Below are 25,008 nucleotides of genomic sequence, written 5' to 3' on the forward strand. Positions count from 1 at the left end.
TTGAGCATATCGACCGGCGGGGCGTTTACCCTTACCGCTCTATGCTTATGCGAAACGGGTATTAAATTTATACAAAACAGACGGTTAAGCTATATGTAATAAAGCCAGTTCAAGGCCTCAGCCGATGTATCTCCTGCCCGTTTACCCTGATCCAGAAGGCCAGCGATGACCTTCGATTACGCCTTTGCCATTTCCACGTTGCCTGCCTTCCTCAAAGCCATTGGCGTGACTCTCCAGGTGGGGCTTATTGCGATTCTGACCTCGCTGACAGTGGCGATCATCAATGCAGCAATTGCCATGTTCCGCGTGCCGGTGCTGTATCGCCTGGTGCCTGTATACGTCGAGCTCGCCCGTAACACGCCATTGCTGATTCAGCTGTTCTTCATCTATTTCGCTTTGCCAACACTGGGGATTCGCGTCTCGGGTTTTGCGTCGGCGGTGATCGCCATGACGTTTCTCGGCGGCGCTTACCTGACCGAGATCCTGCGCGCCGGGATTGAAGCGGTGCCCAAGGCACAGATCGAGTCTGGATTGTCTATTGGCCTGTCTCGCTGGCAATTGCTGCGGTATGTGATTCTGCCGCAGGCGGGCATCCTCAGTTTGCCGGCACTGTTCGCCAACTTTGTCTTCCTGCTCAAGGAAACCACGGTGGTTTCTGCCGTAGCGGTGCCGGAAATTCTCTACACCACCAAAAGCTATATCGCTCTGTATTACAAAACCTACGAGATGCTGGCGGTCATGACCGGCCTGTGCGTGCTGTTGTTCCTGCCGCTGTCGCTGCTGCTCGGTGTTCTGGAAAGGAGGCTTCAGCATGGCCAGTTCGGGTCTTGAGCTGTTGTGGGTGTCTGCGCCGCAACTGATCACCGGGGCGGGTCGCACGCTGGGGATTTCACTGCTGGCCATCGTGTTCAGCAGCATTGGCGGTCTCTGCTATGGCGTATTGCGCAGCCTTGGCAAGCGCTGGCTTGAGATACCGCTGCGGACCTATCTGGAGCTATTCCGGGCGATTCCAGTGCTGGTGTGGTTGTACCTGTTCTTCTTTGGCTTGCCGATCTTCTTTGGCTTGAGCATTCCGGCGTTCTGGTGTGCGGTACTGGTGCTGTCGCTGTGGGGTGCCAGTGAGGTCGGCGAGGTGGTGCGCGGAGGACTGCGTTCCATCCCGCGCGGGCAACGCGAAGCAGGCCTGGCGATCGGTCTCGGTCTGGGCCAGTTGTATGGACGGGTACTTTTGCCGCAGGCGCTCAAACGTCTGACGCCGCCGGTGATCAACGTCTACACGCGGCTGATCAAGACCAGCTCGCTTGCGGTGCTGATTGGCGTCATCGACGTGACCAAGGTGGGCCAGCAGATCATTGAACGCACTTATGAATCGGTGCTGATCTACGGCGTCCTGTTTCTGTTCTTTTTCATCATCTGTTATCCGCTGTCGGCCGCCTCGCGTGTGCTTGAACGGCGCTGGAATCACACATGAGCACATTGATCGAGCTGTCCGGTTTCAGCAAAAACTTCGGCGATACGCCAGTTCTTCAAAACATCGACCTGAGCGTGCAAGAGGGCGAGGTTGTGGTGATTCTCGGCCCCAGCGGTTGCGGCAAGAGCACCTTGCTACGCTGTCTCAACGGCCTGGAACTGGGCCACGCAGGCACTTTGCATTTTGCCGGCAAGGCGCTGCCTGCCAATGCCGACTGGCAACTGGTCAGGCAGCAGATCGGCATGGTCTTTCAGAGCTATCACCTGTTTCCGCACATGACTGTGCTCGACAACATCCTGCTTGGACCTTTGCGCGTCCAGAAACGCAGTGCAGTCGAGGCTCGCCAGCAGGCAGAAGCATTACTGGAGCGGGTGGGGCTTGCCGACAAGCGCGACGCCTATCCCCGCGAGTTGTCCGGCGGTCAACAGCAGCGCATCGCCATCGTGCGTGCGCTTTGCATGAACCCAAAAGTCATGCTGTTCGATGAAGTCACCGCCGCCCTTGATCCGGAAATGGTCAAGGAAGTGCTGGAAGTGATTCTCGACCTCGCACAAGGCGGCATGACTATGCTCATCGTGACTCATGAAATGGCCTTCGCCCGTGCGGTGGCTGACCGAATTCTGTTCATGGACCGCGGCCTGATCGCGGAACAGAACGACCCCGAAACTTTCTTCAGCGCCCCGCAGACCGCACGCGCGCAGCAGTTCCTGGAGAGGTTCTCCTACGTGGAAAACATGCCAAAAAGGAAAGCATCGTGAGCTTCAAGACTGCCCTCGTTTTACCCTTGATCGCCTTTACCCTGCTGGCCGGCTGCGACAAGCCGGCCGAACAGAAGCCGGTAGCCAAAGCTGCGCCGTCACCTTCTACCAGTTACCTTGAAACCATCAAGGCTCGCGACAAGCTGATTGTCGGCGTGTTCAGCGACAAACCGCCTTTTGGCTTCGTCAATGAGCAAGGCCAATACGTCGGCTTCGACACCGATTTGGGTAAGCGTTTTGCCAAGGACCTGTTGGGCGACGAGAAGAAGGTCGAATTCGTGGTAGTGGAGCCCGCCAGCCGCATACCGTTTCTGCAAAGCGACAAGGTCGACCTGATCCTTGCCAACATGACAGTCACTCCGGAGCGCCGCGAGGCAGTGGATTTTACCAACCCCAACCTGCGTGTCGCAGTCCAGGCGCTGGTGCCGGAGGCCAGTCCGGTGAAGACGCTGGATGATCTGGCCAGCAAGACCACCATTGTCACCACTGGCACCACGGCTGATATCTGGCTGACGAAGAATCACCCGGACTGGAAAGTGCTGAAGTTCGAGAAGAACTCCGAGTCGCTGCAAGCGCTGGCCAATGGTCGTGGTGACGCTTATGCGCAGGACAATCTGGTGCTGTTCAGCTGGGCGAAGAAAAACCCCGGCTACCGCGTACTGGAGCAGAAGCTCGGTGACGAAGCGCCCATCGCTCCGGCAGTCAAGAAAGGCAACATCGAACTGCGCGACTGGGTAAACACTGAGCTCACCAGACTGGGTGAAGAGAAATACCTGCTCAAACTCTACGACCAGTACGTTCGCCCTGAACTGGCTGAAGGTACTGATCCCAATGCGGTGATCGTCGAGGGCGGAAGCTGGAAGCCGTGATTTGATAGCAGCGGTGGACTGCGAACCGGCCTTATGCCGGTTCGTTTGTTTACGAGGCTGCGCCTGCGTGCTTCTTTTGAAGCTCCGCTTCAAGGCGGTCAATGAACAGGCGTACCCGCTGAGGAACGCGCTGGCGTGTGGGCAGCACAGCGGTGATCGATAGCTGTTCGGGAATGACATCTTCGAGGTCTATCTGCTGGAGGCTGCCTTCACGTATCTCCTGTTGAACATCCCAATAGGTCAGCATGGCCAGCCCCAGGCCCTGTTTGCATGCCGTGCGAACAGCTTCGACACTGTTGGCAGAGAAGGCCCCCTGCGCTCGAATTGTCAAAGCCTCGCCGTCCCTGGTGAACGGCCAGTAAGGCATGGCGTGCAAGGCAATGCATTGATGGTCTCTGAGGTCGTCCACTAACGTCGGTTTGCCGCGCCGGGCAAGGTAGTCGCGGCTTGCACACACCACTCGAGGGTTGGGAGCCAACGACCTGGCCACCAATGCCGAGTCGCGTATCGTGGCAATCCGGATGGCGACATCGATGCCCAGCCCGGCGATATCGACGATACTGTCCGACAGCGTCAGGTCGACACGCAATGCCGGGTTTTCCAGCATCAATACCGGCAGCAGCGGCATGATGACGGTCTGACCAAATACGCTTGGCGCAGTGACCCGCAATACGCCGCTGGCTGAGGCTGCGTCCGCTTTCAGCATGGCCCGGGCCGTCTCGCTGGCCTCCAGCATCGTTTTGGCGTGCGGCAGAAAAACTTCGCCTTCCGGCGTCAGCGACACCGAGCGGGTTGTGCGGTGAACCAGCCTCACACCCACGTCGTTTTCCAGCGAAGCCAAGCGTCTGGAAACCGCCATCGGCGACAAACCCAGTCGCCGGGCTGCTTCGGACAGGCTCTTGCTGGAAGCAATAGTCGCGAACACTTCTATGTCAGAAATTTGCATGGATTCTATCCATTTTCGTTAAAGCGCCTTATCCGGACGGCTGGGTTCCAATGGGCTGCCTCAGCACTTACTGTCGTGCGGGTTCTGTCAATGACTGCGGGCAAATCGCAGGCTATCTGCACGGTGAGGTTTTCCAGCATGAGCGAGATAAACAAACAGGGTTCAGCGTCGTTCGATATAGGCAATCTGAAACTGAAGAACAGGTTCGCGCTTGCGCCCATGACGCGGGTCAGCGCGACTGAGCAGGGCAGTGCAACACCCAACATGGCCCGGTATTACGAGCGGTTCGCCAAAGGCGGTTTCGGTCTGATTATCACCGAGGGAAACTACACCGATCAAAGTTTTTCCCAAGGATACCCGTTCCAGCCGGGTATCACCGACGACGAGCAAGCCTTGGCATGGCGCACCACCACCGATGCAGTTCATCGTCATGGCAGTGCCGTGATTGCGCAGATCATGCACGCAGGGGCGCTCAGTCAGGCCAATCGCTTCGTCAACGACGCCGCTGGCCCCTCGGCCATTCGCCCGAAAGGCGAACAAATGGCGTTCTATTACGGCGAAGGTCACTACCGGGTCCCACGGGCTATGAGTGACAAGGATATCGCCGATGTCATTCAGGGGTTCGTCCGTGCCACGCAACTGGCTATCGGGACTGCGGGTTTTGACGGTGTCGAGATTCATGGCGCGAACGGCTATCTGCTCGATCAGTTTCTGACCGATTACACCAATCAGCGCACAGATCAATGGGGCGGTGATGTTGCCCAGCGTCTGCGACTTACACTCGATGTCATCGCCGAGGTAAAAAAGGCCGCCGGGCAGGCACCGGTTGGCGTGCGTATTTCCCAAGGCAAGGTCAACGATTTTCAGCATAAATGGGCGGGAGGCGAGCGCGACGCCGACATTATTTTCAGCGCGCTGGCCGATGCCGGAGTCGATTACATCCATGTAACCGAGCACGAGGCCTGGCAGCCAGCGTTTGCTCAGGGTGACGCCAGCCTGGTCAGCTTGGCCCGTCGCTACGCGCCTGGTGTTGCGCTGATCGCCAATGGCGGGTTGCACGATCCGGAAAAAGCCGAACAGGCACATCGCGATGGTGCGGACCTCATCGCAGTGGGCAAGGCCGCGCTGGCAAACCCGGACCTTCCACGGTTGCTGCTCGAAGGCGAGGCAATCCGTGACTTTGATCCAGCTATCCTCGGGCCGATTGCAAACCTTAAAGACAGTGAACTGAGCTAGTGGTCTCTCAATAGCATCAGCGCTGGCCGGGTGTGCGACTCCGACAGAGAACGACGCATCCCGGCGAGCTCAGCCGCTACCCCGGCGACAGCATACGTGTCAGGCGGGTGCTCATGCCTGATCAACCGGCTCGGCCACGCCCTGATCCTCGCCCAGAAAACCGCCGCTCTGGTGATGCCAAAGCCGTGCGTAAACACCATTCTTTCCGAGCAGCTCGGCGTGGGTGCCCTGTTCTATGATGCGTCCTTCATCCATGACGATCAGCCGATCCATGGCCGCAATCGTGGACAATCGATGGGCGATGGCAATCACGGTCTTGCCCTGCATCATTTCATCGAGGCTTTCCTGAATGGCCACTTCGACCTCCGAATCCAGGGCGCTGGTGGCCTCGTCAAGCAGCAGGATCGGAGCGTTCTTCAGCATCACCCGGGCAATCGCAACACGTTGACGCTGGCCGCCCGAAAGCTTGATACCGCGCTCACCCACCAGCGTGTCATAGCCGCTATGACCTTGCTTATCGCTTAACTGGCTGATGAACCCATCGGCCTGCGCATTGGCGGCGGCGCTGCGGATTTGCGCATCAGTCGCATCGGGTCGTCCATAGGCGATGTTGTCACGGATGGAGCGGTGCAGCAGGGAAGTGTCCTGGGTGACCATGCCGATGGCGCTGCGCAGGCTGTCCTGGGTGACATGCGCGATGTTTTGCCCATCGATACGAATCTCACCTTCGTCCACATCGTAGAAGCGCAACAGCAGATTGATCAGGGTGGATTTCCCGGCACCCGAGCGGCCCACCAGCCCGATTTTCTCGCCCGCACGAATGCTCAGGCTGAGGTTGTCGAGTACCTGACGTTCGCCATTGTAGTTAAAGCCCACATTGTCGAAGGTTACCGCGCCACCTGTTGTGATCAGGGCAGTAGCGTCGGGCGCATCCTGCACCTTGGGGCCGCGGGTCAGGGTTGCCATGCCGTCCTGCACGGTGCCGATGTTCTCGAACAACGAGGTCATCTGCCACATGATCCAGTGCGACATGCCATTGATGCGCAGCGCCATGGCGGTAATGGCCGCCACGGCACCTGTGCCGACCTGCCCTTGATGCCACAGCCACAGTGCGTAACCGCCGGCGGCCATGATCAGTGCAACCACCAATGCCTGATTGACGATTTCGAACTGGCTGACCAGGCGCATCTGGCGTAAGCCGGTCTGCTTGAAATCTTCCATTGCCGCGCGCGCAAAATGCGCTTCACGTTTCGAGTGAGAGAACAGCTTCACGGTCGTGATGTTGGTGTAGGCATCGGAGATACGCCCGGTCATCGATGACCGCGCATTGGCCTGCTCCTGACCGACCTTGCCCAGGCGGGGCACGAAGTACAGCATGGCCAGCCCGAACAACACGATCCAGGCAATGAAAGGCAGCATCAGCTTCAGGTCGAAGCCGCCAGCCAGGGCGATGATTGCGATGAAATACACGCCGATCCCGGGTGCGATCTCGATGAGGGTAAACAGCACATCGCGCACGGACAGCGCAGTCTGCATCACCTTGGTCGTGACCCGGCCGGAGAACTCATCGGAAAAGAACGAAAGACTCTGCCGCAGCATCAGGCGGTGGAAATCCCAGCGCAGCCGCAGCGGCAGGTTGATTGCCAACACCTGATGCTGAACCATCGTGCGCAACGCCACCAGCGCAATGCTGGCCAGCAATATAATACCGATGCTCCACAGTACGCGGCTCTCCTGCAAGGCCGCCTCGCCACCGGCCTGCCAGGTCGAGAGCAGATCCACGACCTGCCCGAGGAAAGAAAACAGCCAGGCCTCGTAGAGCGATACGCCAGCACTGAGCAGCGCAAGCGCAAGGATGTACCCGCGGGCACCCCGCGTGCAGGCCCAGAGGAACCGAGTCAGGCCGTCGGGCGGCGGCGGTACTTCGTCGGGCGGGAAGGGGTCGAGCCATTTCTCAAATGCACGAAGCATGGTGATCTCCATAACGAACCTGTGAAGATTCTGGCACTTAAAGGCTGTTTTGAGGGCTTTTAAGGCGCGGCCGGTCATTCATCACGAAATGCTGTAAGCGTTGAACGCCTTGCCTTGTTGCAGGGCAGTGATGATGTTTTTACGGGTTACCGGCAGTTCGCTGCCTTCATTGTCGACAAAGCTTGTCTCTTGCAGTTCGGCTGCATCGCCTTCACCAACAAAGGTAAAGCCGAGAAACTCCAGAGCTTCGCGGTCAACATTCAGTTGCGAGCGCGGGGTGCGCAATGGCAGGCTGACACTCTGGCCGTCCTTGCTGATCGTATAGACCTCGGCTTCCTTTTTGGCGCGCGCCGTCTTGCCCTTGGCGGTATGCGGGTTGCTGATCGCCTGATGCGTCTGGTTCAGCACCTTGAGCGCCAGGCCGTAGACCAGTTCCTGAAACGCCGGGTCGTTCTTATAGCTGGACAGGATCCGGCTGATCGGAAACTGCGCGCCAAGATCGGCCAGTGCCGCGCTGTCTGCCGCTTCGGCATCCTTGAGGCGCTTCAGTTGGCCCATCAATTCGTAGGCTTTGTCGTCATCGTGCTCATCCTGCGCCAGGCGAATGGCGGCACGCAGCTCGCGGATTTCTTCGCTTTCCTTGGCCGTCTGGAACGCATCAAGCACCATCTCGCTGATGGTCTTGGCCTGCGGCACGTGCTGCGAAAGACCAATGGCGCTTTCGTATTCCAGCTTGGAGGAGGTCAGGGCTTGGTTGGTCTGGGAGTCAGGCATTGAATTTCACTATTTGGATTTGAGGCATTTCAGATTTGAGGCGCGAAAGGCTCAGGGCGTTTCGGGGGTGCGTAATTTAGTGGAGCAACGCGAGGATGTCACGGACCATTGGGCTGGAGGTCTGACTTGACTCCATCAGCCATTATCCGTCCGCTGCTGATGGTGATGGCCTTCGGGCTTAATGCTTTCCAGGCTTACAACTTCTCTGAAGCCTTCCGGCGCAAGATAAATTTGCAAATACCCGAAGTGCAGTGAGCTGGTGCAAAGCCGGAGTGACCGGTCGTTCGCCGCCCGCTAAAACGCGATTGAACTGTGGAGCCATCGTGGGGACTGAACTTAAACCCCCTTGAAGGAGCCAGCCCCATGAACAGCGATCAACTCAATCAATACGACGCCGAGCGCCTTCACCAGCGAGTAGCGGCCGAACTGGGCATTACTGCCGAAGAGCTGACCACCTGGATGATCAACGATATCGAACGCGTGACCGAGGGCGGCAAGGACGTCGGGCATATGGTGGTATTCCGCGAGTCGACCCCGGCGCAGATTCTCGACAGGGTTCAGCACAAGCAAAGCCATTTCACGGCCATGACCGGCGTGATCGATCTGAGCTAAGTGCAGCGGGCTTTGCTGTCAAAGCCCGCAGACTCAGTAGCCCGCTCCCGTACCCGCGCCTGTCACGATCGCAATCCCGGAACTGGTGCCCAGGCGTGTTGCGCCGGCTTCGATCATCGCTCTGGCCGTGGCCACGTCACGTACTCCGCCAGACGCCTTGACGCCGATGTCAGGGCCGACCACACGGCGCATCAGCGCCACATCCTCGAGCGTCGCGCCACTGCGGCTGAAGCCGGTGGAGGTCTTGACGAATGCCACGCGCAGGTCGCGGCAGATCTCGCAGGCGCGCACCTTCTGCGCCTCATCGAGCAGGCAGGTTTCCAGGATCACCTTGAGCGGCACCTTGCCACAGGCCTGCAACACCGCGGCGATATCGTCGCGGACCTCATCGAACAGGCCCTCCTTGAGCCAGCCGATGTTCAGTACCATGTCGATTTCCTGAGCTCCGGCGGCGATCGTCAGGGCCGCTTCCGACGCCTTGCTGGCACTCAGCCCGGCGCCCAGCGGAAAGCCCACCACTGCACAGACCTTCACGGCAGAGCCGGCCAGTTGGCGAGCGGCAAAAGGCACCTGGCTGGAGTTAACGCACACCGAGTAGAAACCGTGTTCTCGGGCTTCAACGCAAAGTGTCGCAATCTGCTCTCGGCTGGCATCTGCCGCCAACAAGGTGTGATCGATGGCCTGGGCCAGTGCAGCGGGTTCGAGCGAATTCATCAAGGGATTCCTGTCATCATTAAAAATATTTGGGCGGATACCCATAAGTTATAAAATTAACACTTGGTGTTATTCTAGCGACACCACCAACGGATTGCCGAGATGCCCATGGACGTCAAGAAAACCGACCGCATCAAACAGATTCAACAGGCTCTGCAAGATCAGAAAGCCATTCATCTGCGGGAAATGGCGGCGCTGCTCGATGTGTCCGAAATGACCTTGCGTCGCGACCTCAGCCGGCATCCCGAACAGTTACGACTGCTGGGCGGCTATATCACCCGTGCCCACGATGATCCTGAACCGGGGGATTACCGGGTCAGCGAGCAGGACGCCCGCCACGTCGAAGAGAAGCGCCGCATCGGCAAGCTGGCCGCGACTTTCATCCGGCCCGGCGACACGGTGTTTTTCGACTGTGGCACGACGATCCCCTTCGTGGTCGACTTCATCCCCGACGAGCTGGAGTTCACCGCGGTGTGCAACTCGCTCAACGTGCTGCTCAAGCTGCAGCAGAAACCCAACTGCAGCATCGTCCTGTGCGGTGGGGTATTCCACCGCAAGAACCAGGTGTTCGAGAGCCATGCCGAAACCAGCATTCTCGATGGCGTGCGCCTGACCTGGGCGTTTGTCTCGGCGGCCGGGGTCAGCCTGGATTGCGGTGTCACCTGCTTCAATCTCCACGAGGTGGAGGTCAAGCAGAAAGTCATGCGCCAGGCGCGGCAAAGCCTGCTGCTGGCCGATCACTCCAAATTCGACGCCGTACGCACTGCGCACTTCGGTGCCTTGAGCGACTTCCATTGCGTGGTCAGCGACAAGAAAATCCCGCGTAGTTACCGCGAGGCCATCGAGGCGGGCGGTGCGCAACTTGTGCTTTAGCAGCATCACGGTTGCAGCGCCCGACGTTCGGCTACGTTCAGGTAACCTGTGGTCAGGCTGAACTCGGCGCTGGCACCGGGCGCGAGGCTGCGCACGTTGCCTTTGGCGAGTTCTGCGCGGTAGCCCTCCGGTTCGCAGGTGGCCGGCAAGATGAAGGCCGCCACCTGTTGATCAGTGTTATGCAAGATCCAGCGCGCAGCATGTTCAAATTGCCCGGGGCTGTAGCGAGTGTAGAACGCTGCGCCTTCGGGATGATCAAGGAAGAAGTGCGCCTGTCCCTGAGCGTCGCTGCGCACGTCGTCGAAGAAGCAGACGATCTCCGGGTCATACAGCGTGGGCGAGTCGAGCACCTCGAGGCGGGTAGGGTTCTGGCTGAGTTCGGCGATATAGGCGCTCCAGGCCGGCGTCGGCCGCACATGCGCCGGCACGCTGGTGCGCACCCGTGTGCGCTCGCATCCCAGGGGTTGGGTGAGGCGGGCGCCCTCGACGTAGGCGTAGTTCATGTGCGCCATGTACATCAGGTCCATGGCTTTGCCGGCCAGATTGACCACCTGCATGCCGATCTCGAACAGCCCGCTGGCCGGTCGCAAGGTCACACTCGGGCTGGCCCGGTAATGGTCGCCGAAGCCCTGCACGTATTCATGGGTGCCGCCGAGGCGCAGATAAGCGCCGTGCTCGTCTTCGCCTGTTTGCAGCCAGGCATCGTCCATGGGCGCGCAGGGCATTTCGCCGTGCAGCGCATGATCATCCTCGGGACCCGGGCAACCATTGCGCAGCAGGCCGCTGTGAAACATGAAACAGCCGTAAGTGCCGATCACGCTGGCGCTGGGTCGCGGCTGGGTGAACATATTGAGCATGGTCAAATCAACGCCGTCGAATTCGGCCGACCAGATCATCTGCCCCTGCCAGGGCAGGATCACCAGCTTGCCCCGGCTGTTTTCCAGTGACAGCGCCTTGACCCCGCTGGGGTAGGTCCAGGCACGCGCGCTGAAATCAGCTGATTCGAGCAGCAGTCGGCTAGCCTGGTCCCAGAGCTGTGGGTAGAGCGGTAGGCGCAACGCTTCGCTACTCATTACGCCACCGCCTTGGCCGAGCCACTCAGCACTGGTTGCGGCTGACGCATGCAGTGCACTGCGTACATCACGATGGCCACGAAGCACAGCAGCGGCACGCTATAGGCTATCTGCATGTTGCCGCCATTGGCATCGCTGAGCAGGCCCTGGAAGATCGGCATCACGCCACCTCCGACGATGCTCATCACCAGCAACGAGCCGCCGACACCGGTGTCCTCGCCGAGTCCATCAATGGTCAGACCATAGATGGTCGGCCAGCAAGGCCCGAGAAACACACTGACCCCCACGGCGGCATACACCGCGGTGATGTTCGGCACCAGGATGGTGTAGGCCAGCAGCACGATGCACAGCACGCCATACACAGCAAGGACTTTGGCTGGGTGCATTTTGCGCATCAGCAGGTTGGCGATCATCTTGCCGATAAAATAGGCGGCAAAGGTGGTCAGCAGGAACCACGAGGCACTGCGCTCGTTCATGCCGCCCATTTGCATGGCCAGGCGAATAGTGAAGCTCCATACCCCGACCTGCGCGCCCACGTAGAGAAACTGCGCCAGTACACCGAAGCAGAAGCGCGGATTGCGCCGCAGACGGCCGAGGCTCTGACCGATGCTCGCCCGCGGTTCGTTGACCGTGCCATTGCCCTTGCACGCGGGGAAGCGGGTGATGGCGATCAGAATGAACATCAATATGAGTACCGCGATCATCCACTTGTACGGCAGCAGGGTCGACTGGATCATTTGCAATTGCTGGACCGCCGCATCGCTGGCGCTCATCTGCGTCAACTGTTCGCGCGTGGCGTCGGTGTCCTTGAACATTACGAAGCTGCCCACGTACACCCCGGTCATGGCGCCGAATGGGTGGAAGGTCTGCGAAATGTTCAGGCGCCGTGTGCCGGTTTCCCGCGGCCCCATCAGGGTCGAATAGGTGTTGCACGCGGTCTCGAGAAACGACAGGCCGGCGGCGATGACGAAAAGCGCCATCAGGAACATGCCGTACTTGGCGGTCGACGCTGCCGGAAAGAACAGGGCGCAGCCGAACAGGTACAACATCAGGCCGATGAGGATGGTGGTCTTGTAGCTGAAGCGGCGCACCACCATTGCCGCTGGAATGGCGACGAAAAAGTAGCCCAGATAGAACGCCGACTGTACGAAAGCGGTCTGGAAGTCGCTGAGCAGGAAGGCCTTCTTGAAGTGCGCGATCAGCACGTCGTTCATGCTCGCGGCCGCCGCCCAAAGAGCAAAGATGCTGCAGAGCAGGAGGAAGGCGAACCACGGCGTGCGGTTCAGGTAGAACCCGTCCGGGGTTTGTTGCAGCGCAGGCTTATTCATTATTGTTCTCCGCGAGATGCTGGTGAGTGTCAGTTGGCCGATGCATTGAGGAATCGCGCAAACGTGGGTGCATCGGGATAAGAAGATTGCGTGCCGAGGCTGGTGACCGAGCAGGCGGAGTAGGCCACAGCGTGGTGCATGGCTTGGCGGATATTGCCGTCCTGGCTCCAGTGCCGGGCGAAGCAGCCAATGAAGGCGTCACCGGCACCGGTGGTGTCACGCGCCTTAACCTTGACCCCTGGCGTCTGCCACTCGCCTTCGGCGCCGACGTACAGCGCCCCTTGTTCGCCCAGGGTGACGATGACGTGACGTACGCCCAGCGCGACCAATTGGCGTGCAGCCTGAGCCGCCTCCTCGGCGCACGTCACCGGCTGGCCGCTGATCAGTGCTAGCTCGCTCTCGTTGGGGATCAGGAAATCCAGCTGCGCCAGGTGCTCGCGACTCAGACCGGACAAAGCAGGGGCCGGATTGAGCAGCACCGGGATGGCATGCCGGTGAGCGAAGGCGATGGCGTGGTAAACGGTCGCCAGCTCTATTTCCAGTTGCAGCACAATCAAAGCGCAATCGCGCAACTGCGCCTCGGCGCGGTCGATATCGGTCGGGCTCAAATGGGCATTGGCGCCTTTGACGATGAGGATGCTGTTGTGGGAGTTCTCCTGAACGAAGATCGGCGCCACGCCGCTCGACACGCCCGGCACCCGTTCGACGAAGCGCGTATCAATGCCCAGCCGTTGAAAATTGGCCAGCGTGGTATCGGCGAAAGCATCGTCGCCGACCTTGCTGAGCATCAGCACGTCTGCGCCCAGCAGCGCCGCAGCGGCGGCCTGATTGGCGCCTTTGCCGCCGCACCCCATGGCAAAACTTGGTGCTTCGAGCGTTTCTCCCTGGGCGGGCATGCGTTCGATGTAAGTGATCAGGTCGACCATGTTGCTGCCGATGACTGCAATCTTGCTCATTGTTATTTTGACCTCAACTGCGCCGACGGAAGCCTCAACGGCTTCTATTTCAGCTTCTATTTGTGTTATTTAAATAACATTTTTTGTGAGGATTCAATCTTTATTTTTTGATGTGAGCTTGCGATGTCAAAACGCCGGCCAGGCGTTTCGGTGTGGAAGGGCGCTTTGCGCAGATTGATTTTGACTTCGAGTGCAGGTAGCCGCTGCGCCGATAAAGCAGCAGCGCATGCAGCGTGTTCGTGCGCTCGAGGATTGAACGCGATAAACATGTGTGCATGGAATTGTTCAGAATTGCGGCGTGTCGGTCAGCCTGTTTATTGACCGACATGCCACAACAGCGAGCAAGCGCGATTTATTTGCATTGTCAGGTCAGCAGGTGCTGCTCAGGGTTGGGTGCAGGCACCATCCTGGGTAATGATCAGGCCCGCATGTTGCTCAAAATGGACGGTTGCAGACGGGGAAATCCTCACGACCAGTCCTTGATTTCGCAGCACTGAATCCGTGCGTCACCGCAGGGAGGGCTAGCCACCTTTTCGTGCAGTCGCGACATTGGAGATCCGGGCCAGAAATGGCTCCAGCCTTTCGCGTGGAGCGTCGTGTTCAACAACCAGCGCTGCGACTTCGGCACATTGCGCCACTTGATAATGGGCGACGCTGGACAATTTCTCATTGGTTACAGCGACAATCACCTGACCACTCGCCGATACGACGGCGCGTTTGAAGTCGGCGTCCTCGAGTTCAAAGGCCGTTACGCCATTGTCAGGGTCAATGGCGCAGGCGCCGATAAAGCAACAGTCGTAGTTGAACTGCTGCAACTGCTGGACGGCCCTCAGACCTGTAACGCCGCCGGTGACCGGGTGTACGCGGCCCCCCAGGAGAACGACCTCGACGCGTTGCAGCTTCATCAACTGGACGGCAATCAATGGCGAGTTGGTGGTCACCGTCAACTGCAACTGCGGGTCAATTGCACAGGCGATCGCCATGTTCGTTGAACCTGCGTCAATGAATACATGTTGCCCGGCGGTCAAAAACGCGACCGCAGCCTGCCCAAGACTGCCCTTGCGCGACCAGTCCTGAAGAACGCGAACCTCCAACGGATCCTCCGACTCACGCATCAGGATTGCGCCGCCGTATACCCGCTTGCACAGGCCCGCAGATGCCAGGACGCCCAGATCACGTCTTATGGAGTGCTCGGACACCCGGAACTCGCCGGCCAAATCAGTGGCGATCACCCGGCCGTAGCGAACCAGGCGTTCCTGGATCAAGCGCTGGCGTTCACCGGGAAGCGTCTCAAATGGGGAGGTCATCGTATTGAATCCTGCATAAACGATCATAAGCGAGCTAAACCGAGCATAAATATGATGGTTATTGGGGAGGCCGTCAACAGAAGGTATGCAGGGAAACGGGTCACATACCGAAATATGATCAGCCATGCTGCGCAAGCCTGCAGGGGGTGAATACCCGCTGGATCAGCTCATCACGCATTGTTTTCCGTGACTGACGATTTGGGCCTCTTGAGGAATGAGGCGAGCACCGATTATGAGGGGAAGACGGTCTCTGAAGTTAAGGCAGACCCTGGTCTAGGTGAGGCCGTACTGATTGCTTTCGTACTGGACGGGAAGGTTGCAAATTCCAGCACTAAACTAACCGGGCATAATGGACTGGATTTACAGGAAAGAAGACGGGTAGTGAAGCTCTCTTGCACGCTTTTTCGCTGGAAGAAAAAAGGGGAGCCCCCAGAGTGAGTCGAAGGCACCTGCCAGGAGTGCATTGAGCGGAGGACCTTGCTCTGATGTGTGGTTCCAAAAGTGTTGGGCCATTATTGGAAACACCCATCGCGAAATTTGTCAGAGGGAGGGGAATAACGTCTACACGCTCAATCGAAGGTGGCGTTTTTCCGCAATAAGTCCAGATATTCTGCCCAAATTGTGCCGCCTCCCGGCGTTGACCAATTTCAAAAACGCAGCCTTGACGCGCGAGTGATTCACCGACCGCGTCACTGCCGGACCGCTTTCAATCGTCCGCCTGGGAGGGTAATGTTGCGCAGTTCCAAACGTACACACCGCTTGACTCACAGGACCTTCGTACAGGACCTTCGTTATGTTGAAGCACTCCGAGCAGACCGCCCCATCCGAGCCCCTGCATGCTGCGTCAGCGGGCCCTGCGGCCCCCCGGTTAACGCCATTGCGTGCTGACCATTTACCGCAGGCGGTCGGCCTCTCGTCTGCATTGGCGTGGCCATATCGGGAGGCTGACTGGTGCTTCGCCTTTGATCTGGGCGCAGGTCTCGCCGTGGAGGTAGAGGGAAAATTGGTCGGCACTGCCCTATGGTGGCTGCAGGGCGATAGTCACGCTTCGGTGGGCATGATCATTGTCTCGGCAGCCATGCAGGGTAAGGGTATCGGGCGCGCCCTTATGGACAGTGTGTTGCAGCACACGGGCGAGCGAACGCTGATTCTCAACTCGACTCAAGAAGGCTTGGCACTGTACACCCGACTTGGGTTCGTCGCCCACGGGCAGCTCCATCAGCATCAGGCGGTGCTGGAGCGGGCGGCGCATTTTGTCCGCGATGGCTCGCACCTTCGAAGCATGCAGCCCAGCGACGAGCAGGCGGTGCGACAGCTGGACAGGGCGGCCACAGGCAGGGACCGCAGCGCGTTGTTAAGCCACTTGTTCGACATCGGCAGCATCCTGGTCGTCGATCGAGGTGCCGGCGTGTTGGCTTACGCTTGTGTACGCGAATGGGGCCGTGGCGTGGTTATCGGCCCGGTGGTTGCCCGTGGGCCAGAGGCGGTGCCGGATGCCAAAGCGCTTATCGGCGCACTTACGGAAGCTCATCAAGGCCGTTTCGTTCGCATCGACGTGACCGACCGCAGTGGCTTGTCGCACTGGTTGACCGAGCTAGGTCTGCCTTGCGTTGGCCATGCAACCCCCATGGTGCGTACCACGCGCTCCTCCCCAGGCTCTGCTGAAACTGATGCGCATTTGTTTGCCCTGTCCAACCAGTCGATCGGCTGACGCAGGCAACCACTCACCGATTCTGCATTGCGCGAACGGCTCACTCACCCTCAGATAATGGATGGTTGCGTATGAAAATGATGCCCTACTGGCTGGATACCGCCCCCAGGTTCGCAGCGGGTGAACGTGATGCGCCCTGCGGTGAGGTCGATGTGGCGGTCGTCGGCGCCGGGTTTACCGGTTTGTCCGCCGCCATCGCGCTGGCCAAAAAAGGCGCAAAGGTTGCGGTGTTCGAGGCTGGTTTGGTCGGCAACGCAGCTTCCGGACGCAATGGTGGAATGTGTAACAACGGCTTTGCCCAAGACTACTACGCGTTGTCCACCGCTATCGGGCGCGAGCGTGCGAACCTGTTGTTTCGCGCGTTTGACGCCGGCGTCAGTAAGGTCGAATCGCTGATTGCGGAGGAGGGAATCGACTGCGATTTCAAGCGCGTCGGCAAGCTCAAACTGGCGGCGAAGCCTGAGCATTTCGATAAGCTGGCGCGGTCCCAGGCACTTATGGAAAAAGAATGCGACCCCGATACGTTCATGTTGACCCGGGAACAGTTGAGCAGCGAAGTCGGTTCAGATCGTTATTTCGGTGGCCTGGTCTTTGGTAAAAGTGCCGGCATGCACGTAGGTCGCTATGGTCAGGGGCTTGCGGAGGCTGCCGCCCGGCGAGGCGTACGTATCTATGAAAATGCGCCGGTGCTTGGCCTGGCGCGTCACGCAGGCACCGCGCATCAGGTAAAAACGCCACGCGGCGAGGTGCGTGCAAAGCAAGTGCTGCTGGCGACCGGCACGTCCGCAGTGGGACCGCTGGCGTGGTTCCGCCGACGCATAGTGCCCGTGGGCGCTTTTATCATCGTCACCGAGCCGTTGTCTGCCGAGGTGCTTGACCGTCTGGTGCCGAGTCGGCGCATGTACACCGATACGAAAAACTTCGTCAACTACTTTCGGATCACCCCGGACAATCGCTTGTTGTTCGGTGGGCGTGCGCGTTTTGCGACGTCGAACCCAGCATCCGACATGAAAAGTGGCGTGATCCTGCAGAAGGCACTGATCGATATCTTCCCTGAGCTGAGCGGTACACGCATCGATTACTGCTGGGGAGGCATGGTGGATATGACGCGCGACCGCTTACCCCGTGCCGGTGAGCACGACGGGCTGTTCTATTCCATGGGTTACAGTGGCCATGGCACACATATGGCGACCTATATGGGTGCGATCATGGCCGAGGTGCTCGATGGCCGCGCCGACCTAAACCCATGGAAGGATTTCAACTGGCCTGCCATCCCGGGGCACTTTGGCAATCCATGGTTTCTGCCGTTGGTGGGCGCCTATTATCGGTTCCAGGACTTGGTGCGTTAAACCGCACTGCAACGCTGCCGTTGTTGCGGTGCGATTTGTTCAAAGGAGTTTGGTGCTTAGGTGGCTGAACTGCGTGAGAAGCCACTCTGCAAGTTCAAACTCCACACCTTGCAGTTCACTCGCCCCTAACCATATCAACCCATATTGACTGCCGTCAGGGTCAAAGCCAGCGGGTGCCGCCAGGCTTCCTCGTCCCACATCGTCAAGGGCGAGTATCAGCGGGCTGAGGGCGACACCCAGGCCTGCAGCCGCAGCTTCGACAATTAAAGAATGATGGTCGTAATAGCGGATTTCTGTGGGCCGAAGCGCCGACGGATGGGTTCTCAGCCATTGCGCCCATGCGTCAGGTCGGGTCTTCGACCCGAGAGCAAGATAGTCGCCGCTTTCGAAATTCGGCACCAATTCGGGCCTCATGACAGGCCCAACCTTTTCGGGGAATAGGGGCCGTACGTTCCACGTCTCGGGCACAGCGAAGTCTAGCCGTCGAATAGCGAGATCCACCTGACTCTTGCGAAAGTCCACCAGCCCGCCACCCACGGAGAGGTGGAGGGCGATGTTCGGATGCGTCAATTGAAATCCTGCTAGTCGCGGAATGAGCCAGCGCATGGCAACTGAAGGCTCGCAGGAGAGCACCAGGGCAGTCTTCCCAACATTGGTAGCACGCAGGCCTTGCACCGTGGCGACCAACTCGCCGAAGAACCTGCCAAGCGTGAGGTTGAGTGTCTCGCCGGCTGGTGTGAGCCGCAGGCCTCGCCCATTCCTCTCAAATAACTTGACCCCGATGTCGTCGGCCAGTTTGGTGATGCGCCGACTGACGGCGCCGTGCGTGAGCGCGAGCGAGTCAGCTGCACGCCGGACTGAACCCAGCCGCGCTGTTGCTTCGAAGGCTCGCAGGTCATCGAGCGAAGGTATGTCTGAATGGTCCATTGGTGAGAAATTATCACCAATAGCGATCAGAAACTATCGCTTTTTATAGTGTGACCGAATTTTTACAATCGATGCATGTTTAGAAAACATCAACCGAATATTGGGGGCCTAATGCTTACAAATCATCAACCCAATATCGGGGTCCTTGCCGACGATCTAACCAGCGCGGCAGATGGCGCGGCACCTTTCGTCGCCCGCGGGCTGAGCGCGCGAATCGGAAGGGGCCAGCTTCCGCGTCAAACGGCAGCGGTCATCGCTGTCGATAGCGGTTCGCGTTCCGCCACTCTGTCGCAAGCATGTGAAGACATCACGCGACTAACCTCCCTGCTTTCCGGCTGCGCCGTACTTTACAAAACGGTCGACTCCACTCTGCGCGGCCACATAACACAAGAGCTTGAGGCATGTTTTGCGGCGAGCGGCCGCAGGTCAGTGGTGTTCGCACCCGCATTCCCCCAAGCCGGGCGTACAACAGTAGGGGGTATTCAGCTTGTTGACGGCGTCCCGGTTTCTGAGAGTGTGTATGGCCAGGACCCTGTGCATCCGGCGCGGTGTTCCGCGCTCGTCGACCTGCTTCCGAACTGCATTAAGGATGTCACGCTGCTCGATGCGATAATGCAGGAAGAACTCGATACGCAGATTGCTGCCATCGAGGACCCAGAATCGATTCTGTGGCTCGGCTCTCCTGGAATGGCGGCAGCCCTGGCGCGGCGGTTTGTACCGGCGAAGACGGCAGCGCAATTGCTTGACTGCATCAGCACCGATGTCCTGGTCGTTATTGGAAGCGCGAATCCGCGCAGTCACCGACAGGCCGATCTGGTCCGGGGACTCAGCGGCGTCACGCTGCTGCGCGGGCCCGCTATGCGTGAGCGCGACCCGGCGGCGGTGCTGCGCCGCATTGCAGACGCCGCCGCGCACGAACTTCAAGACCCACGCTTTGGCGCGTTGATCGCCACTGGCGGCGACACGATGGAGGCGGTCCTGGATCTTCTCAACGTCCGTGAGTTCGAGATCGTGCAAGAACTCGAACCCGGTTTTCCCCTTTCTCGCGCCAAGCTTGGCGATGGGCGCACGCTCCTGCTCGCCATGAAAGCCGGTGGCTTTGGCAGTGATGATGCGCTAGAGCGCGCTGTCGCGCGGATACGCGGTGCAGCCCAAGCCTTCTCCAGGGATTTACTATGAAAAATATCGTTCCTCCAATTGCTCTGACGATGGGCGATGCATCCGGCATTGGGCCGGAAATCGTTGCGAAGCTACTCGCGAAGGGCGGCGAACGCGTGGTCGTGTTCGGCAGCTGTGTCGTGATGCAGGACATTGTGCGTCGGTTGGGCTTGGACATCGAGGTGAGACGTATCGATGCACCCGATGCAGCGCAGTTCCAGCCGCGCGTTATTGAGGTCATCGAGACTACCCGGATCGTCGAAGCTCCACCCATTGGGCAGATCAGCGCGATTTCCGGGCAGGCGGCGTTCGATGCCATCGTTGCAGCGATCGCGGCAGCCAAGTCCGGAGAGGTGAGCGGTATTGTCACGGCGCCGATCAACAAGGAGGCGATGAGCAGCGCTGGAATTCGCTACCCCGGCCATACGGAAATCCTGGCCGAGTACGGCGGCGTCAGCCGTGTCGCAATGATGCTGGCCAACGACGACATCCGTACGGTGCTCGTCACGATCCACACCTCGCTGCGCAAGGCGATCGAGCAGGGTGATTTCGACGCGCAGATGTCGGCCATCCGCCTTGCCCACGAGGGCGGGAAGGCGCTCGGCTTCCCGAGCCCGCGTATCGCCGTTGCAGGTCTCAACCCGCACGCCGGTGAAGGCGGCCTGTTTGGCGATGAGGAAATAAGGATCATCCGGCCTGCAATTGAAGCGGCCCGTGCCGAAGGCATCGATGCCAGCGGCCCACATCCAGGCGACACGGTCTACATGCAGGCACGGACGGGCCGGTTCGATGTCGTGGTCGCCCAGTACCACGATCAAGGGCTGATCCCTGTGAAGTATCTCGGTCTGGAAAAAGGCGTGAACATCACGCTGGGCTTGCCGTTTGTCCGCACCAGCCCAGATCACGGCACGGCGTTTGACATCGCAGGCCAGGGTATTGCCGACCACGCCAGCCTGGAAACTGCACTTGCCTATGCACAGCGTCTCGTCGCTGCGAAAGCTACGCCAAACTAATCGAAAGGAAACCATCATGGGACTTCGTTTCATTTTCATGCTCACGCGCAATGACCGCACGGTCGCAGACGCATCGCAGCAACTCCAGACGGCGCTCGGCCTCGGCGTACGCCACATCGGCTTCAAAGACATCGGCTTGCCGATCGAGCAGTTGAAGAGCCTCAACGCAGCGATCAAGGCGGGCGGTGCCACATCCTACCTGGAGGTCGTGTCGTTGGACCGAGAAAGCGAAATCGTGTCAGCGAAGGCGGCTGTCGAGATCGGCGTCGACATTCTTCTGGGTGGCACGCGGGTCGACGACGTGCTGCCGATCATCAAGGAGGCCTGCATCCAGTACTTCCCTTTCCCGGGTCGGATCACCGGTCACCCGAGCGTGCTGGAAGGCAGCATCGAGGAAATTGTCGACAGTGCCAAGGCGATGGCCGCGCGCGATGGCGTGCACGGCCTGGACCTGCTTGCATACCGCTCGGCGGAGAACGTGCCCGACCTGATGAGGGCCGTCTGCGCTGCAGTCTCCAAGCCTGTCTACGTTGCGGGCTCAATCGCCAGCCCTGAGAGAATTGCAATAGTCCAGGATGCGGGCGCAGCTGGTTTCACGATTGGGACCGCAGCCCTGGATGGCCAATACCCCGCCGACGGGAAGGACGTGCTCAGTCAACTCACCGCTATCCTGCGCGACGTCGCCGCCCTGAACAAACATCTTTCGCCGATCAGCAAGACGAACCTGTCAAGCGTGTTTGCCGACAAAGTCCAAGGGCAGTTCAACAACACGCACATCAAGGTCGCCATGTTCAAGGGCGCCTCCAACTGGTCATTTCGACAGGACGACGATGAGCTGTTCTTCGTTCACCGGGGACGCCTGCTCATTAAATTCCGTGACCGTGAAGAGATTGTCGAACCGGGAGAGTTCATCGTCGTACCGCATGGCGTTGAGCACTGTGCGGTGGCGTTGGACGCAGAGGCATGTGAAGTGTTGCTGGCAACCGCCGGCTAGGTTTCCAGAGAAATCATCTCGCAACGAGCAGGAGCAATCATGTCCGAAGCCCAAGTGCTGCATCGCGCCAACGGCGCACCCTTTTCAACTTCCTTCCGCCAGGCGGCGTTCGGTAAAGACGATCCTTTTGCGCGAGATCGCGAGATCGCGTGGGAAGGCCCTGACTCGATGATCGCGGGTCGAACCCGTTTCGTCGGTGAACTCGAGGTTCCGGGTTTCCCTCACACCGAAACCATCGTCGTCGTCGAGGGAGAGTTGACCCTGACCGCAGCCGGAGCGGCCCCTCTGGTGCTCGGCCCGCAAGCGGGCGTTGTCATCGGATGCGGTACGGTGCTTCGCATCCAGGCCGAATCGGGCGCACGATTCGTCTTTTGCGCGGCCGCTTGCGACACGCCGACCCAACGCGGGCTGTTCCCGCTGTGCGCTGACGCCGACTTCAAGCCATCCCCGTCGCTGCCCGCAGAGGCACTGCTGAGCCAACCCCCGCACTGCCGCAAGGACAGTGTCTTCACCGAGGAAGGCACGCATTACAGCGCGGGTGTCTGGGATTCGACACCGTACCACCGAATTGTTCGCCCGCATCGCATCAACGAATTCATGTATCTGCTGGCCGGCAGCGTGCGGTTCGCGACACCTGACGGCAGCGTGCTGTCGCTCGGCACTGGCGACGCGCTGTTCGTGCCCCAGGGCGCGCAGGTTGGATGGGAAAGCAGCGATCGCGTGGCAAAGTTCTATGTGTCCCAAAGCGTTCAGGCCTGAATCGACGAGCGAGATCCATCATGTCCCCACCACTGAACCACATCAACACATCCTCCAAGCCACCAGCCTGCGCTGACGTCGTCGTGATCGGCGGTGGCATCATCGGTGTCTTCACCGCCTACTATCTGGCAAAGCGCGGCGTATCCGTCGCCCTGGTCGAGAAGGGGAGTATCGGGGCTGAGCAGTCCAGCCGCAATTGGGGATGGTGCCGGCAGCAGAACCGCGACGCCCGAGAACTGCCCATGGCGAGCAAGAGCCTTGACCTCTGGGAGCAATTTGCCATTGAGAGCGGTGAAGACACGGGTTTTCGTCGCTGTGGGCTCTTGTTTCTCAGTGACGACGAGGCCGAGATTTCGCGTTGGGCCAGTTGGCATGATTTTGCCAAGTCCGCGGGCGTGACCACCCACATGCTGAGCAGCCGCGAGGCCGCCCAGCGCGGGCAAGCGACCGGCCGTGCCTGGAAGGGCGGCGTCTTCTCACCCAGCGATGGCACTGCCGATCCTGGCAAGGCTGCGCCGGCCGTGGCAGCTGCACTCATCAAGCTCGGCGGCAGCGTTCACCAAAACTGTGCCGCCCGTGGCATCGAGACCGAAGGCGGGCGGGTTAGCGGCGTCGTGACAGAAGCCGGTGTCATCAAGACCAAGACGGCTGTGCTTGCCGGTGGGGCCTGGGCCTCCTCGTTCTGCCGTCAGCTGGGCATTCGTTTTCCCCAGGCCTCGATACGCCAATCCATCCTGAGCGTGTCCCCTGTGGAACATTGTTTGCCGGATGCCCTCTTTACCAAAGGCATTTCCGCCACGCGCCGCAACGACGGACGCTACGCCTTGGCCATCAGCGGCCGCGCACGCGTGGACGTTACGCCACAGCTCATGCGATTCGCGCCGCAATTCTTGCCCATGTTCGCGGAGCGCTGGCGCAACCTTCTTCCGGGAGGCCTGCAAGGCATTCAAAGTGGGCACGAAACGCTAAAGCGGTGGCGGCTCGATGCGCCGACCCCCATGGAGCGGATGCGCATCCTCGATCCGAAGCCTTGCATGTCCACGATCAAGGAGACCCAACGCCGCGCAGTTGAACTGCTGCCCCAACTTCTCGATGCAAAGATCACGCACGCATGGGCCGGCTTCGTCGACTGCACGCCGGACGGCGTTCCCGGCATCGGCGAGGTCCCCGGGGTGCCAGGCTTCATCCTCGCAGCAGGTTTTTCCGGACACGGCTTTGGCATTGCCCCTGGCGCCGGCCACCTGATCGCGGACCTGGCCAGCGGCGTCGAACCGATCGTTGATCCTTTACCGTACCGGCCGGGCCGGTTCAGTAGTTCCGCATGGGGCAAGGTCGCTGATTTTTAGGCCGTGCCCACCCAACCAGGCCTTAATAGCACCACGGCCTTCTCGTGGAAGTCCGGATGACGGCATACCGGTGCGGGTTTGAGCCAGGATCCTGCGAATGTTGCAAGTCCAAGGAGAGAAACCATGACCTATCAGTCGAGGAACGCCGGCATCACCTATCGCCGGATGACCGAGGTTGACCTTCCCTCGGCACACGACCTGTCGCAGGCGGTGTACTGGGCACATCGCCTCGAAGACTGGCAGTTAATGCACCGTCTCGGTACAGGTTTCGTTGCGGCGGAACACGGGACGCTGGCCGGCACCGGCCTGTGCTGGAAATTCGGCAATGCCCATGCCTCGCTCGGCATGATCATTGTGTCGCCGGAAAGGCAAGGCAAGGGCATTGGCCGTGAACTGATGAACCTGGTGCTGGAGGAACTGGGCGAGCGCTGCATCCTGCTCACGGCCACGCCGCTCGGGCAGCCACTGTATGAAAAACTGGGCTTCGTGCCGACCGGTACTGTCGACCATCATCAGGGCATGATGCAGCAGTGCTGAATGTAGCCGAGGGTGTGCTGATCGAAAAGGATGGCGAAGTGCTCGGATTCTCCCTGATGCGCCTCTTCGGCCGCGGCCGTGTGATCGGCCCAGTGGTGGCACCCGATATACAGCGCGCCAAGGTGCTGATCGCCCATTGGGCGCAAACCTACGCCGGTTCCTTCGTGCGAGTCGATGTGACTGGCGAGAGCAGTCTTAGCACTTGGGTTGAAAGCCTCGGCCTGGCACTGGTCGGGCCCTCGGTACGCATGGTGCGCGGCCAGACACCGGTATCGGACGGCACGGTCAAGCAATACGCGATCCTCAGCCAGGCCCTGGGTTAAGCG

The 25,008-nt window shown here is 59.7% G+C and carries 26 protein-coding genes and 1 pseudogene; 18 read left to right on the forward strand and 9 right to left on the reverse strand.

Features of this window, described 5'->3' with window-relative positions; all coding sequences use genetic code 11:
• Positions 1-165: 165 nt before the first annotated feature.
• Genes N018_RS11560 through N018_RS11575 form a run of 4 tightly spaced genes read left to right on the forward strand, consistent with a single transcriptional unit; the run spans position 166 to position 3,098 of the window.
• Positions 166-831, forward strand: coding sequence for an amino acid ABC transporter permease (locus N018_RS11560; RefSeq protein WP_024646876.1), 666 nt, complete (start codon positions 166-168; stop codon positions 829-831).
• On the forward strand, positions 812-1,471 hold the full coding sequence (locus N018_RS11565; protein ID WP_025389647.1) for an amino acid ABC transporter permease: 660 nt from the start codon (positions 812-814) through the stop codon (positions 1,469-1,471). The genes N018_RS11560 and N018_RS11565 overlap by 20 nt, the downstream gene beginning before the upstream one ends.
• Positions 1,468-2,229, forward strand: a complete 762-nt coding sequence (locus N018_RS11570; protein WP_025389648.1) for an amino acid ABC transporter ATP-binding protein — start codon at positions 1,468-1,470, stop codon at positions 2,227-2,229. Before N018_RS11565 ends, N018_RS11570 begins: the two co-directional genes overlap by 4 nt.
• Entirely contained in the window at positions 2,226-3,098 is an 873-nt protein-coding gene (locus N018_RS11575) for a transporter substrate-binding domain-containing protein (RefSeq protein WP_024646873.1), read from the forward strand. Before N018_RS11570 ends, N018_RS11575 begins: the two co-directional genes overlap by 4 nt.
• A 49-nt stretch (positions 3,099-3,147) precedes the next feature.
• Here N018_RS11575 and N018_RS11580 read toward each other — a convergent pair whose 3' ends face one another.
• The gene (locus N018_RS11580; protein WP_032632999.1) at positions 3,148-4,044 is read right to left on the reverse strand and encodes a LysR family transcriptional regulator; all 897 of its coding nucleotides are present in this window, start codon (positions 4,042-4,044) and stop codon (positions 3,148-3,150) included.
• Between the two features lie 138 nt (positions 4,045-4,182).
• Between N018_RS11580 and N018_RS11585 the strand changes: the two genes are divergently transcribed.
• A complete protein-coding gene (locus N018_RS11585; protein WP_025389649.1) occupies positions 4,183-5,280 on the forward strand; it encodes an NADH:flavin oxidoreductase in 1,098 nt (365 codons plus the stop codon).
• Between the two features lie 111 nt (positions 5,281-5,391).
• Here the strand turns inward: N018_RS11585 and N018_RS11590 are convergent, their stop codons facing one another.
• Together N018_RS11590 and N018_RS11595 are read right to left on the reverse strand one after the other, a co-directional pair.
• Positions 5,392-7,251 (reverse strand): ABC transporter ATP-binding protein, encoded by a 1,860-nt coding sequence (locus N018_RS11590; RefSeq protein WP_025389650.1) that lies wholly within the window; start codon positions 7,249-7,251, stop codon positions 5,392-5,394.
• Between the two features lie 81 nt (positions 7,252-7,332).
• Positions 7,333-8,025, reverse strand: coding sequence for a hypothetical protein (locus tag N018_RS11595; protein WP_024646870.1), 693 nt, complete (start codon positions 8,023-8,025; stop codon positions 7,333-7,335).
• Positions 8,026-8,151: 126 nt separating this feature from the next.
• On the opposite strand from N018_RS11595, the gene N018_RS28280 reads away from it, so the two are divergent.
• Together N018_RS28280 and N018_RS11600 are read left to right on the forward strand one after the other, a co-directional pair.
• Complete coding sequence (locus N018_RS28280; RefSeq protein ID WP_267872190.1) at positions 8,152-8,280, forward strand: hypothetical protein; 129 nt, start codon at positions 8,152-8,154, stop codon at positions 8,278-8,280.
• Positions 8,281-8,388: 108 nt separating this feature from the next.
• Positions 8,389-8,637: a hypothetical protein gene (locus tag N018_RS11600; RefSeq protein ID WP_024646316.1), complete on the forward strand. Its 249-nt coding sequence runs from the start codon at positions 8,389-8,391 to the stop codon at positions 8,635-8,637.
• Between the two features lie 33 nt (positions 8,638-8,670).
• On the opposite strand, the gene deoC is transcribed toward N018_RS11600, so the two are convergent.
• Positions 8,671-9,351 carry a deoxyribose-phosphate aldolase gene (gene deoC, locus N018_RS11605; protein ID WP_025389651.1) on the reverse strand — a complete coding sequence of 227 codons (681 nt, stop codon included), beginning with the start codon at positions 9,349-9,351 and terminating at the stop codon, positions 8,671-8,673.
• A 108-nt stretch (positions 9,352-9,459) separates the two neighbouring features.
• Here deoC and deoR point away from each other — a divergent pair, with 108 nt between their 5' ends.
• Positions 9,460-10,224 (forward strand): DNA-binding transcriptional repressor DeoR, encoded by a 765-nt coding sequence (gene deoR, locus N018_RS11610; protein WP_038401756.1) that lies wholly within the window; start codon positions 9,460-9,462, stop codon positions 10,222-10,224.
• Between the two features lie 5 nt (positions 10,225-10,229).
• Here deoR and N018_RS11615 read toward each other — a convergent pair whose 3' ends face one another.
• The 3 genes from N018_RS11615 to rbsK are packed head-to-tail and all read right to left on the reverse strand — an operon-like array spanning position 10,230 to position 13,581.
• Positions 10,230-11,297 carry an aldose 1-epimerase family protein gene (locus tag N018_RS11615; protein WP_025389653.1) on the reverse strand — a complete coding sequence of 356 codons (1,068 nt, stop codon included), beginning with the start codon at positions 11,295-11,297 and terminating at the stop codon, positions 10,230-10,232.
• Positions 11,297-12,625 (reverse strand): L-fucose:H+ symporter permease, encoded by a 1,329-nt coding sequence (fucP, locus tag N018_RS11620; RefSeq protein WP_025389654.1) that lies wholly within the window; start codon positions 12,623-12,625, stop codon positions 11,297-11,299. The genes N018_RS11615 and fucP overlap by 1 nt, the downstream gene beginning before the upstream one ends.
• Before the next feature lie 29 nt (positions 12,626-12,654).
• Entirely contained in the window at positions 12,655-13,581 is a 927-nt protein-coding gene (gene rbsK / locus N018_RS11625; RefSeq protein WP_024646311.1) for a ribokinase, read from the reverse strand.
• Between the two features lie 143 nt (positions 13,582-13,724).
• Between rbsK and N018_RS27395 the strand changes: the two are divergent.
• Positions 13,725-13,837, forward strand: a pseudogene (locus N018_RS27395) (catechol 1,2-dioxygenase); the annotation flags it as partial.
• Positions 13,838-14,102: 265 nt separating this feature from the next.
• On the opposite strand, the gene N018_RS11635 reads toward N018_RS27395, so the two are convergent.
• Positions 14,103-14,888: a DeoR/GlpR family DNA-binding transcription regulator gene (locus N018_RS11635; RefSeq protein ID WP_025389656.1), complete on the reverse strand. Its 786-nt coding sequence runs from the start codon at positions 14,886-14,888 to the stop codon at positions 14,103-14,105.
• 793 nt (positions 14,889-15,681) lie between these two features.
• Between N018_RS11635 and N018_RS11645 the strand changes: the two genes are divergently transcribed.
• Both N018_RS11645 and N018_RS11650 read left to right on the forward strand, forming a co-directional pair.
• Positions 15,682-16,599 (forward strand): GNAT family N-acetyltransferase, encoded by a 918-nt coding sequence (locus tag N018_RS11645; RefSeq protein ID WP_025389658.1) that lies wholly within the window; start codon positions 15,682-15,684, stop codon positions 16,597-16,599.
• A gap of 71 nt (positions 16,600-16,670) precedes the next feature.
• On the forward strand, positions 16,671-17,948 hold the full coding sequence (locus N018_RS11650) for an NAD(P)/FAD-dependent oxidoreductase (RefSeq protein WP_025389659.1): 1,278 nt from the start codon (positions 16,671-16,673) through the stop codon (positions 17,946-17,948).
• Positions 17,949-17,987: 39 nt separating this feature from the next.
• On the opposite strand, the gene N018_RS11655 is transcribed toward N018_RS11650, so the two are convergent.
• Positions 17,988-18,875 (reverse strand): LysR family transcriptional regulator, encoded by an 888-nt coding sequence (locus N018_RS11655; RefSeq protein WP_025389660.1) that lies wholly within the window; start codon positions 18,873-18,875, stop codon positions 17,988-17,990.
• Positions 18,876-18,986: 111 nt separating this feature from the next.
• Here N018_RS11655 and N018_RS11660 point away from each other — a divergent pair, with 111 nt between their 5' ends.
• The 7 genes from N018_RS11660 (at position 18,987) to N018_RS28015 (ending at position 25,005) form a co-directional block, all read left to right on the forward strand.
• Positions 18,987-20,054, forward strand: a complete 1,068-nt coding sequence (locus N018_RS11660; protein ID WP_025389661.1) for a four-carbon acid sugar kinase family protein — start codon at positions 18,987-18,989, stop codon at positions 20,052-20,054.
• Complete coding sequence (gene pdxA / locus N018_RS11665) at positions 20,051-21,046, forward strand: 4-hydroxythreonine-4-phosphate dehydrogenase PdxA (protein ID WP_024646304.1); 996 nt, start codon at positions 20,051-20,053, stop codon at positions 21,044-21,046. The genes N018_RS11660 and pdxA overlap by 4 nt, the downstream gene beginning before the upstream one ends.
• 16 nt (positions 21,047-21,062) lie before the next feature.
• Complete coding sequence (locus tag N018_RS11670; protein ID WP_024646303.1) at positions 21,063-22,040, forward strand: cupin domain-containing protein; 978 nt, start codon at positions 21,063-21,065, stop codon at positions 22,038-22,040.
• A 39-nt stretch (positions 22,041-22,079) separates the two neighbouring features.
• Positions 22,080-22,799, forward strand: coding sequence for a cupin domain-containing protein (locus N018_RS11675; RefSeq protein ID WP_024646302.1), 720 nt, complete (start codon positions 22,080-22,082; stop codon positions 22,797-22,799).
• Positions 22,800-22,819: 20 nt separating this feature from the next.
• Positions 22,820-24,145 (forward strand): NAD(P)/FAD-dependent oxidoreductase, encoded by a 1,326-nt coding sequence (locus N018_RS11680; RefSeq protein WP_024646301.1) that lies wholly within the window; start codon positions 22,820-22,822, stop codon positions 24,143-24,145.
• A gap of 123 nt (positions 24,146-24,268) precedes the next feature.
• Positions 24,269-24,682, forward strand: coding sequence for a GNAT family N-acetyltransferase (locus N018_RS28010; protein WP_051476167.1), 414 nt, complete (start codon positions 24,269-24,271; stop codon positions 24,680-24,682).
• Positions 24,676-25,005 carry a hypothetical protein gene (locus tag N018_RS28015; protein WP_051476168.1) on the forward strand — a complete coding sequence of 110 codons (330 nt, stop codon included), beginning with the start codon at positions 24,676-24,678 and terminating at the stop codon, positions 25,003-25,005. The genes N018_RS28010 and N018_RS28015 overlap by 7 nt, the downstream gene beginning before the upstream one ends.
• Positions 25,006-25,008 lie beyond the last annotated feature (3 nt).

This window comes from Pseudomonas syringae CC1557 (assembly GCF_000452705.1).
Classification (GTDB): Bacteria; Pseudomonadota; Gammaproteobacteria; order Pseudomonadales; family Pseudomonadaceae; genus Aquipseudomonas; species Aquipseudomonas syringae_F.